Genomic DNA, 10,959 nt, shown 5'->3' with positions numbered 1-10,959 from the left:
TGCTCGAAGCCAGCCTGACTCTGGCCTTCCACCGATACAACTTGTCACGTTGATGCAGCCACTACCACCTCACTTTCTAGCTCGGCGCTCGCCACCGGTATAGGCGAATGCTTGTCTCGCCGTTACCTCTTGTCGCTCTTCAAGCTTGGTGCCCAACTCCGCCATCAACAAGGCAGAGGAGATTGTCATCGGGACTGAGACAAACCACAACTGCTGAGTGAGCGGTGTCAGCTACATCTGCCTCACGGCTGCGGTCCCGTCGGCCCTCCTGATCCCTCTGCGCGGGATTGCGGCCAGCCTTCACGTTGCCGTGAGCGAACACCGTCACCCTTTTCAGTCTGATCGTGAAACAGCAGTTGCGTTGTAGGAAACGGCAGGTCGATGCCCTGCTCGGAGAGCACTCGCTTGAGAACTTCCAGAACCTGATCCTCAGCCTCAACGATTTCACGGCGAATGGGTGGGTCAATCCAGAAGCGCACCTCCAGATTCACGCTGAAATCGGCCAGCTGCCGTACCAGCACCTGTGGGGGAGGATCTTGCAAAATCCCGTTGACATCCTGTAGGGCTGCCAAAATAGTCTGCTTGGCCTGCGCAATGTCGTCGCCGTAGCCGATCCCCACTGTCACCGAAGCGCGGCGTCTGTCTTTGGCGGTGTTCACCACCAAGCGGTTGGTATACAGCTCGGCGTTGGGAATCACCACCAAGCGGTTGTCATAGGTACGCAGCATGGTGGCACGGATCTGAATGTCTTCGACGGTGCCCTCATGCTCAGCACTGACGATCTGATCCCCGATGCGGAAAGGTCGCGTGAGCAGCAGCAAGATGCCTGCCAACAGATTCTGAAAGATGTCTTTGAACGCAAATCCGATTGCTACGCTGCCCACGCCCAGTGCACTGAATAGCGATGCCGCGTTTAGGGTGGGAAAGATGATGGTGGCCGAGACCATGATGCCCAGGGTCAGGACCAACCAGTAGGCCAGGCGACCAAACACCAGGGCGATGCTTTGTGGCTGACCTGTGCGGGCGGCCACGCGGCTGGTGGCCGTGCGGGCCAGACCGGCCACCAGCCGAAACAGCATAAAGGTCAGCAGGCCAATCAGGATGTTCGGCAGCAATCCGATAAATCCCAGCCCACTGTCGTACAGGCGGTTCAAAATGGTATCCACAGCAGCGCTCATGACGCTTCCTTCTTGATCACGCTGATTTTACCCCCCGATTCCAGCACGGCAAAGCGGATGTCTTCGGTCCGTTCCACCCCTGCGCTCCGCATGTGCTGCTGCAAGATGGCGGGCGAGACACGGGCGGATTTCATCACTTCTCGCCGCAGCTGACCGTGTGCCACCAGCACGACAGGGCGGTTGTCGACCAGCTCCTGCACCGGCTCAGAGCGGGCGCTCCAGGCAGAAACGGCAGCCTGTACGAGCACCAGCACCAAGAGACTCAGACTGCCTTCGATCAGACTCTCGTTCAAAATGGCGCTGGCGACCAGTGATCCGGCAGCCACATTGGTCAGAAAATCATAGGAGGTGAACTGTGCAAAGGTGCGTGAGCCAAACGTCCGGGCCAACATAACCACATAGCCGAACAGCAGCAAGGTACTCAGCACAATACGGACGACCAGTTCTATGGACCAGCCTTCTTTGGGGATAAACATATCGGCCAGCACGCTACTGAGATCCATGCCCTTTACTATGCGGGATTGACAGCCAGGGCACTGATAAAACATCCAGTCCGAGAGGGACTGGATGCGCCGTGGGAAGAAGTGGCATCTAACTAACTGGCTTCTGTCACAGTCTGCGCTGCGCGTTCTGCCTGAGCTTTGGCCTGAAGCGGACGCTGTGGGGCAGCGCCGGAGTCGTGTGACAGCGCGCGGTAAAGGGAGATGCACATGCCCAGCATGATGATGCTGAAGGGCAGGGCCGCCACGATGGTGGCCGATTGCAACCCACTGAGGCCACCGCTGACCAGCAGGGCCACCGCAATCAGAGACTGGATGGCCCCCCAGATAAGCTTGGTCCGGGTATCCGGGTTTTCGTTGCCGTCTCTGGACTGCATTCCCAGGACAAAGGTAGCGGAGTCAGCACTGGTAACAAAGAATGAGGCGATCAGTGCCGTGGCAACCATGGAGAGGATGCTGCCCAGCGGCAGGGTGTCGAACAGCGCGAACAGGGTCTTGGAAGTGTCTTCTGCGGTCACAGCAGCCAGGCCGCCCACACCAAACAGTTCGGTGTACAGGGCACTGCCTCCGAAGACACTGAACCACAGGAAACTGACCAGGGCAGGCACCAGCAGCACGCCTAGAATGAACTCTTTGATGGTACGCCCCCGTGAAATACGGGCGATAAACAGACCCACAAAAGGTGCCCAGGCAATCCACCAGGCCCAGTAGAAGATGGTCCAACCACCGACCCAGCTATCACCGGAAAAAGGTGTCAGGCGGGTAGACATGCCAATCAAGTTCTGTATGTAGCTGCCCACAGTGGTCGTGAATGTGTCCAGTAGGAAGACGCTCGGCCCGAAGATAAATGTCAGGAGCAGCAGCAGCCCAGCCAGACCCAGATTGAGATTGCTCAGCAGCTGAATGCCTTTGTCAAGTGCGGTGCTGGCGCTGATCATGAACAGCACTGTGACTGCGGCAATAATGCCCAGCTGCGCGGGCGTGCCGATAGGAAGGCCAAAGACCGAATTGAGACCTGAATTGATTTGCAGTGCCCCTAGGCCCAGTGAGGTGGCCACCCCAAACACGGTGGCAAAAATAGCCAGCAGGTCTATCGCCATTCCAGCTGGACCTTCAACCGCTTTGCCCAGCAGCGGCCTGAACGTGCGCGATACCAGTGTCTTCTCGCCCTTGCGAAACGAAAAGTAGGCGATGGACAGCGCTACCACCGAGTAGATGGCCCAGGGATGCAGGCCCCAGTGAAAAAACGAATACCGCATGGCAGCGCGGGCCGCTTCCACGGAACCTGGTTCTAGCCGCTCAGGCGGGGCCGTGAAGTGGGACATCGGCTCAGCAGCGCCCCAGAACACCAGTCCAATGCCCATGCCAGCGCTGAACAGCATGGCGAACCAAGACGAGGTGGAGAATTCCGGTTCTTCCCCGTCTTGACCCAGCGGAATCTGGCCGAAGCGGGAGAAAGCAAGGTAAAGGCAAAAGACCAGGAAAGCGAGGCCCGACAGCAGGTAAAACCAGCCGAAATTGGTGGTGATGGAAGCGAGTGCAGCACTGCTGGCGGCCTCTAATCCAGCCGGACTTGTGAGGCCCCAGGCCAGGAAAAGCGCGATGATGATCAGCGCGGTACGAAAGACCATAGGTCTGCTCCTTTTGTATGGTTAGTGACACCAGGCCACCTGAATGGAAACGGTGAGGCGAATACGCAGCACCCGCTGGGATGGTCAGGCGCTGCAAAGCTCTCACCTTAACAAATTGGTTGGGGAGGGGAGCTGCCCAGTGTAGATGTCAGTCCCCGGCCTGGTGAACTCCATGGCGGTATTTGGGGATCGCCCCACTACGCAGGTCGGTCATGTACTGGTCCAGTTCGCGCTTCACAACCGGAGTCAGCAGGTACAGGCCAATGATGTTGGGAATGCTCATGAAGAACAGCAGCGAGTCGCTCAGGTCAACCACTGCCCCTAGGCTCATCGTGGCTCCCACCACGGTAGCCATCAGGAACACGATGCGAAAGATGGTGCGGGCCAGCACCGATTCGCCAAACAGGTAGCCAGTGGCTTTTTGGCCGTAGTAGGCGTAGCCCAGGATGGTGGAAAAAGCGAAGAGCACCACCGAAATGGTCAGAATCCACGAGAACCACGGCGCACCTGCGCGGAACGCAGCGTCGGTCATCTGCACCCCCTGATAGCCCAGGGCTGGGTCGTAGACGCCCGTCACAATCAGTGCCAGTGCTGTCATGGTGCAGACCAGCACCGTATCGATAAATGGTTCCAGCAAGGCCACGAATCCCTCAGTGATTGGCCGACTGGTCTTGACAGCCGAGTGCGCAACGGCTGCCGCGCCAATCCCCGCCTCATTGGAGAACGTAGCGCGGCGGATGCCCTGAATCATGACGCCGATAATGCCTCCTGTGATGCCCTGGGGGCTGAACGCCCCAGTGAGAATTGCTGAAAAGGCACCAGGGATAGCGCTGGCGTTGACGGTCAGGACATAGACAATGGTCAGGATGTAGAGCCCAGCCATGAACGGCACCAGACGCGAAGTCACAGCAGCGATCTTGGACACGCCTCCGAAGATGACGGCAGCCACCAAGCCTGCCAGCACCAGACCGAAGGCCCAACCGTACCCTTGTAGCGGACTGGCGTCCCCTCCAGTTGCGCCGAGGAGTTGAGCAAATGCCTGATTGCTCTGGAACATATTGCCTCCCCCCAGGGCACCTCCCATCAGCCCCACAGCAAAGAGGATGGCCAGCACACGGCCAAGCTTGCCCAAGCCACGTTCGTTCAGACCGTTTTTCAGGTAGTACATGGGACCACCCGAGACCGTGCCGTCCTCGTTAATGCGGCGGTACTTGACGCCTAGGGTACATTCCACGAACTTGGTACTCATGCCCAGCAGCCCGGCCAAGATCATCCAGAAGGTGGCCCCCGGGCCGCCCAGGCCAATAGCAACAGCGACGCCCGCGATGTTGCCCAGGCCCACCGTGCCGCTGACCGCTGTGGTCAGGGCCTGGAAATGTGTAATTTGTCCGGGACTGTCTTCAAAAGTAGAAGAGTAACGGCCCCGCACCAGATCGATGCCATGTCTGAACATTCTCAGGTTGATGAACTTAAACCGCAACGTGAAGAAAATGGACGCAGCCAGCAGCCACACCACGATGAGCGGCAGGGACGTTCCGGCGATAGGAACCGAGTAGAAGATGACGCTGGAAAAGGCGTTGCTGATGGGCGTCAGGGCAGCGTTGATGCGGGCGTCAAACGACTCAGCCACCCCTGCTGAGGTGGCTGCTGAGGCTACTGGGCCGAAAAGCAGCGGACCAAGGAGGAGGAGTCGGCGAATAAGGGAGAGGTCTGTGGCTCCCTCCCGCTTCCGGCGAGTCGGTGAATTATTCAAAAATTTCTGCATAGTTAAACCCTAAAACATTGGAGGCGAGATGTAAAATCAGTGAGCTTGGAGGGCAAGATTTAGGTTTCAAAAAATAGGCACAAATTTTAGCGATATAGACGTGATTAAAAGATGAGAAAATACAGGAAATGGACCAGGCATTCCCTGCCTGGAAGCAGAGCGGAGGTATACTTGAGAGACAGCCCGCCGTCTATTTGAATAATTATTCAGATAGATGGAGCGGTACTTATGGTCGCTCGTAAGCTTTTGGAGGCGTATCTGTAGCGGTGCGGGTCGCCTCATTTCCACGTTTTCGGTGTCTTTTTCTGCCGCTTCAAAGGAGCGTGATACCCCATGACACAAATTCAACCGAACGATTCACCGGCCCAAACTATCTCGGCCACCAAGGACCGGATTCTGGTCACAACCGATGGCAGCGAGGTGGGCAACCGTGCAATCAAGCATGCAGAGCAGCTCTGTAACGCGCTGGGCGCGGAGCTGGTTATTCTGTATGTTCAGCGCGACCCCACACCGCCACTTGAAGAGTTTGGCCGTCACCGCGTCACCCCGGCAGATATCCAACGCCGCAAGGCGGAGCTTACTGCTGTGCTGGGGGAGCAGTATCCACAGGCCAGGCTGCGCCTTGAACCACGCTTGGGTGAGAGCATCCAGAAGATTGTGGTCCGGGTCCGGGAAGAAGAGCAGGCCAAGATGCTGGTCATGTCCACCCATGGACGCGGCGGGGTAAGGCGTGCCCTTCTCGGAAGTGTTGCTGAGAACATCATGCGCCAGGTACGGGTCCCCGTACTGCTGGTCAAGGCGGATCAGCCAGTGGTTCAGTGGACCAAGCGCTGAAGCTGGGTGCTTGCCTGCGGCTGTCAGGTCATGGGCATTAGAAGCTATCCGGAAATTGCGCGGAGCAGGATAACGATGCAAGCCAATTGAACCATGGCCAGGAAGTTGACTGCTTTGATCTCATCACGAGTCCGGACTCGTCTGAAGTTCTGCAACCAGGCAATTGTCCGTTCCACCTTCCAGCGCCGCTTATAGCGGCGCAGTGGTCGTCTATCCTGAGTTTTCCCCCGATTGCGCCGATTGGGCGCAATCATTTTGATGCCAAGGTCGTTCAAGTCCGCGTCCAGACCATCACTATCGTAGGCTTTGTCGCCAATCAGTCGTTTGGGGAAATCCAGACCAAAGGTGGCATCAAGGGTGTCATTCACCAGAGTGACCTCAGCTGGCCTGGCACTGCACGCGTGTACCGCCAACGGAATACCGTTGGCATCAACCATAATCATGATCTTGGAACCTTTGCCTTTTTTGGTAGGGCCGACTTCGTCGCCCCCTTTTTTGCAGGACTGAAGGTGCCATCGATGAATGCTTCGCGCAAATCCAGAAGTTGCTGATCCTCAAGCTGCTCGTACAGAGCAGCGAGGATGAGGGGAAAGACAGCTTGATCATTCCACTCCTGAAAACGCTCGTGGCAGGTCGATTTGGGTGGGTACTCCGCTCTGGGTAACTCGCTCCACTGCGCCCCAGTACGGAGAATCCAGAGAATGCCCTCAAGGACTTCACGGTCATTACGCCTTGGACGGCCACGTGTCGTCCGCTTCACTGGTTGTGGGATCAGTGGCGCAAGTATGGCCCATTGCTCGTCGGTCAAATGCACCAGATAAATCTGCCGCCCATTGGGGCGGCAGATGGTGAGGTATTTTCCGGATGACTTCTAGAGGCTGTTTTGGAATGATAGACATCGACTGAGCCGTAAAAGTTTACGGTGATACCAGGCGTTGCAGTAGGATTCGACTCATTGCCAAGTAATACCACATTTCCTCTGTTTCCCGTAGGGTCTCGTAATCTTTGGAAAGGCGTCTATTCCGTCCTAACCAGGCAAATGTCCGCTCAACAACCCAGCGTCTTGGAATGACGTGAAATGCTTTTGAGTCGAATCCTTGCTGCTCCAGAAGCTCAGGAAAGTAACGTCGCATTTGTCGCCATGGTGGGTAAACAACAACGAAGTCAACATGGAGCTGGGCTGCAGCCCAGCTCTTGAACTTGCCGGTGTAGCCCTGATCTGCCCAAACGATTTCAAGCGCAGGAAACCGGCCTTTAACTGCGTCGATAAGCAACTTGCCACCCTCGCGATCAACAAGATTGGCAGGGTGAACAATCACTTTCAGAAGGAGACCAAGAGTATCAACCAAGATATGCCGCTTGCGACCATTCACCTTCTTGTGACCATCGAAACCCCGCTCTGAACGGCATTCAGTCGCTTTCACTGATTGGCTATCAATAATTGCAGCATGAGCATCGGGCGAACGCCCGATGCTTACTCGATAATATGCTCTGAGCTGAGCATTGATGTCTTCCCAAAGTCCTTCTCGGCGCATTCTCCGGAAGTGGTAGTACACCGTTTGCCACGGAGGGAAATTGATGGGCAAAGCACGCCAGGCAATTCCACCGCGTAAGACGTAAAAGATAGCGTTGAGAATTTGGCGGGGAGACCATAACGAGGGTCTACCACGACTGTATGGCTGCTGAATCAGAGGACCGAGTAAGGTCCATTCTTCATCCGTCAGGTCCGAAGTATAGCCTTCAGTAGACATGTCCAAATTCTAGAATCTGTGTCTCAGACGGAATCAATTTCCAAAACAGCCTCTAGCCCCACTGGCCGCGTTCAGCTTCTGCGAACCCAAAAAGACACGCTACAACTACTTCACCCTGGAACGCGAAGTGCTCGAAGAAGAGCATCAAATGTACATGATGGGCGAAGGCCACTGCCCGCAGCTGTGGGCCAACGTCGCCACTCCACAGGACATCGCCCTGACCAGAAAGCTGATTTCCCTGCACGGAGCAGTGTACGAAGCGACCAATGCACTGATTCTCAGCCTGCTGGCCGCTGACGAGATCTGCAGCTACCTGGAAGAAGCCTAAGAAGCTTCTTCCTTTTTTTTGTGGGGCCCGGCCAGTGCACGCCGCCGCGCACCACAAGCTGCTTGCACCCTCTCCCGGCTCACGCCGGGAAACCAAAGCGGCATGGAACTGAATCTTGCAACCCCCTTCAGCGAACTGCACGCCTGCAAAGCCATCATCGTCTACGGCACGTCAGACCGGCAGCTGAACATGACCTGTCAGCATGACATTCTGGTCGGCGAACAAGGAGCGGTCCTGGGGCCGGGGCAGCAGGTGACCGAGGAACTGATCGAGAACCTGCGGAACATGAATGGTCTGCGCCGCGAACGGCTTATCCTGCTGCCCCCGGAAGTGATCGCCATTTCTGGGAAGCACGTCGCCTGGACTGTGCCGGGCCGCGTCCGGCCGATGGCGCTGCATTCAAATGACCGCGCCGTGCAGGCCTTCGACGGCGTGCCGCTTCCCCAGCCCCACCTGCTGTTTATCGCTGGGCCAGGAACCCTCCACATTTACGCCCTGGCCAGCAGCGAACGTCCGCAGAGTGATACTCCGCTGTACCGCGCTCCTTATATGAACATCTTCAGCAGCAGTCAGATGTGCCGGGGAAATGTTCCACTGCCTGCAGAACCCGACGTTTCGCGGTTGAGAGATTACGAAGACCTGTTCTTCCTTTCCAACAGCACCGGCGGCAACGTCTTTTTGCCGCCGACCATTCCAAGCTACGGAAGACTGCTTGAACTGTGCCACGAACGCGGCCACTTCGATACGCAGTGGCTGGTTCCCACAAGGCAGACCCTTGGGGACGTCATCCAGGGGGGGGTTCAATGAACGCACCCCTCACCCTGTTCAGCAATCACCCACGCACCGCCAGGATCGCCCTGATCGGCGCGGGCGGCACCGGCAGCGAACTGCTCTCGCACCTGCTGCGGCTACACCAGGCACTGATCAGCTTGCAGCAGCCCGGCCTGGACGTGACCGTATATGACGCGGACCGGGTGTCCGAATCCAACCTGGTCCGCCAACGCTTCAGCGCGCCCGACCTCGGACAGAACAAGGCCGTCACGCTGGTACGGCGGGTCAATCTGGCCGGCAACGTCAGCTGGCGCGCCTGCCCACAGCACTACACAGGCGAATTTCTACAGGCCGACATCGTCATCTCCTGCGTGGACTCACGCAGCGCCCGCGCCAAGTTGCACGGGGCCGCGCGTCAGCAGCGGTGGTGGTGGCTCGACTGCGGCAACGACCACACCACCGGCCAGGTGATTCTGGGCAGGGCGGGTGTCCTCCCCCTGGCCACCGAGCTGCACCCAGAACTGATGGACACCGCGCTGCCTGACGATGGCCCAAGCTGCTCCACCATGGAAGCCATCAAACGCCAGGACCTGTTCGTCAATGCACACGTGGCCGCCCACGCTGCCGATCTTCTCTGGAACTTCATTCATACAGACAAGGGCATCAAGCATCACGCACGCTATTTCAGCCTCCAAAACCACACACTCAGCGCCCGGAGCATTCCAGCATGAACAAGGAGCAATTATGTCCCGTCCAGTGGCTCACACAACCATCCACCCCAGCCAAATCACTGCCCATCCAGCCACGAGACACCACAGACGCCGACCGAACGATGGCCCGCGTCATCCAGGCCTGCCGCACAACTCCGCAGCCGGCTCCGTTGCCCAGTCCGCAACTTCCTCTGCTGCCCTAACAGGGCCCGTTCCCTTCTCCCCCGGAAATGTGTCTGCTAACCTGGCACCCGAATTTCAGGCCATCAGTCTGGCCGGGCAACCCCTGCCAGGCGTTCCGGCTGCCTTTCAGCTGCACTGTGCCAGTGAGCAGAACGCCGAACTGGCCAGAACCTGTGCCCACCTGATTGAAGCGGGGGTACTGCCCGCGCTGCCCGTCCTTCCCGGTGAGCACCTTGCCGCGTACCTGGAACGCCTCAGCAATGCCCCCGCCCCGCACGATCTTTTGCAGACCGAACTGATCCCTGCAGAGAGAGCTTTTGAGGAAGAAGGCTTTTTTCTCGAAGTCCAGCTCAGACGTAGCAGTCAAGCCATCCGGCCTGGACGCTGGTTTCGGCAGCTTGACCGGGTGCATCCTCACCTGCGCGGGAGCCTGCTCAGCGCCATGACCCAGTTCTCCTTCCTGCGCCTGCCGGTTTACACGGCCTACAACGCCTACTCTGACATCACTGAAATGCACGCACCAAGAAAAGACGACGCGAGCTACTGGCGGTCACTCAACCATGGGCTGTACAGCAACCAGCTCCAAATGGCAGAAGAGAATGGGTGGTTCACCCTACGCCCGGTGACCAGCGAGCAGCTGGCTGTTGCCGCCAGGGAAGACCCCTACTCGCCGCCAAACCTGAAACGGGCGTTCGGACACCAGGTCTACCAGGTCTTCACCAAACGACACAAGGAACTTGAACTCGAAGAGATCGATCTGCTGAGCCGGCGCTGGGGCCTACCCGCCCTGGGCGAGGTGGTAAGTTGCCTAGAAGAACTGGGCAACCTGAATGCGGAGTTCATGGACACTGCGGGAGACCAATGCCTGGAACTGCTGGGCGGCTATTGCGGAGCCGCCCCGGCCCGTTTCATCGTGGCAGGCCACGCCCAGCCAGGGCTGCAAAGCCTCGAAGAGGAACTCTACAGCGACTACCAGGATTTGATCGAGAACAGCGGTGAAGAGCGAGAGCCGCTGCTGTTACTGCCGGTCAACAGCCCTGCAGAAGCCAGATTGGCCCGCGCCCTGCTGGACATATGCCAGCGGGCTCTGGTGATCACCGAGCGGATGATGACAATGCTGACAACAGGTTCCCATGTTCAGATCTAGAAGCGCTTCTTGCCTAAGTAGCTTCCGGGTGTAGACTAAGTCATCAGACGACTTGACCCCCAACTGACTCCTGAAGACGAAACTCGGCTCCAGAAATTACTGTTTTCGACTGATGTCCTTCCATGTGAGCGCAAACGGTACTTTGCCCTCTGGCATGCTCA

Annotated in this window: 10 protein-coding genes and 1 pseudogene; 5 read left to right on the top strand and 6 right to left on the bottom strand. The window is 57.7% G+C overall.

The annotated features are described in order from the left end of the window. Positions 1-242: 242 nt before the first annotated feature. The 4 genes from IE158_RS12720 to IE158_RS12705 form a co-directional block, all read right to left on the bottom strand. Positions 243-1,178: a mechanosensitive ion channel family protein gene (locus IE158_RS12720; RefSeq protein ID WP_189644088.1), complete on the bottom strand. Its 936-nt coding sequence runs from the start codon at positions 1,176-1,178 to the stop codon at positions 243-245. Then, complete coding sequence (locus IE158_RS12715; protein ID WP_189644087.1) at positions 1,175-1,681, bottom strand: DUF421 domain-containing protein; 507 nt, start codon at positions 1,679-1,681, stop codon at positions 1,175-1,177. The genes IE158_RS12720 and IE158_RS12715 overlap by 4 nt, the downstream gene beginning before the upstream one ends. A gap of 92 nt (positions 1,682-1,773) precedes the next feature. Further along, entirely contained in the window at positions 1,774-3,309 is a 1,536-nt protein-coding gene (locus IE158_RS12710; RefSeq protein WP_189644086.1) for a glycine betaine uptake BCCT transporter, read from the bottom strand. 148 nt (positions 3,310-3,457) lie between these two features. Next, positions 3,458-4,939, bottom strand: a complete 1,482-nt coding sequence (locus IE158_RS12705; RefSeq protein WP_229839118.1) for an alanine/glycine:cation symporter family protein — start codon at positions 4,937-4,939, stop codon at positions 3,458-3,460. A 468-nt stretch (positions 4,940-5,407) separates the two neighbouring features. Here IE158_RS12705 and IE158_RS12700 point away from each other — a divergent pair, with 468 nt between their 5' ends. Further along, positions 5,408-5,908, top strand: coding sequence for a universal stress protein (locus tag IE158_RS12700; RefSeq protein ID WP_189644084.1), 501 nt, complete (start codon positions 5,408-5,410; stop codon positions 5,906-5,908). Positions 5,909-5,952: 44 nt separating this feature from the next. Here IE158_RS12700 and IE158_RS12695 read toward each other — a convergent pair. Together IE158_RS12695 and IE158_RS12690 are read right to left on the bottom strand one after the other, a co-directional pair. Further along, positions 5,953-6,668, bottom strand: a pseudogene (locus IE158_RS12695) (IS5 family transposase). Positions 6,669-6,825: 157 nt separating this feature from the next. Continuing rightward, positions 6,826-7,659, bottom strand: coding sequence for an IS5 family transposase (locus IE158_RS12690; RefSeq protein ID WP_189644083.1), 834 nt, complete (start codon positions 7,657-7,659; stop codon positions 6,826-6,828). Between the two features lie 127 nt (positions 7,660-7,786). Between IE158_RS12690 and IE158_RS12685 the strand changes: the two genes are divergently transcribed. From IE158_RS12685 to IE158_RS12670, 4 genes are all read left to right on the top strand, one after another. Continuing rightward, positions 7,787-7,987 carry a hypothetical protein gene (locus IE158_RS12685; protein WP_189644082.1) on the top strand — a complete coding sequence of 67 codons (201 nt, stop codon included), beginning with the start codon at positions 7,787-7,789 and terminating at the stop codon, positions 7,985-7,987. Positions 7,988-8,089: 102 nt separating this feature from the next. Next, a complete protein-coding gene (locus tag IE158_RS12680) occupies positions 8,090-8,794 on the top strand; it encodes a hypothetical protein (protein WP_189644081.1) in 705 nt (234 codons plus the stop codon). Beyond that, a complete protein-coding gene (locus tag IE158_RS12675; RefSeq protein ID WP_189644080.1) occupies positions 8,791-9,489 on the top strand; it encodes a PRTRC system ThiF family protein in 699 nt (232 codons plus the stop codon). The genes IE158_RS12680 and IE158_RS12675 overlap by 4 nt, the downstream gene beginning before the upstream one ends. 445 nt (positions 9,490-9,934) lie before the next feature. Next, positions 9,935-10,798 carry a hypothetical protein gene (locus IE158_RS12670; RefSeq protein WP_229839117.1) on the top strand — a complete coding sequence of 288 codons (864 nt, stop codon included), beginning with the start codon at positions 9,935-9,937 and terminating at the stop codon, positions 10,796-10,798. Positions 10,799-10,959 lie beyond the last annotated feature (161 nt).

The sequence above is a fragment of the Deinococcus piscis genome, from assembly GCF_014653275.1.
GTDB lineage: Bacteria > Deinococcota > Deinococci > Deinococcales > Deinococcaceae > Deinococcus > Deinococcus piscis.
This window is presented reverse-complemented; position numbering and strand designations above follow the sequence as displayed.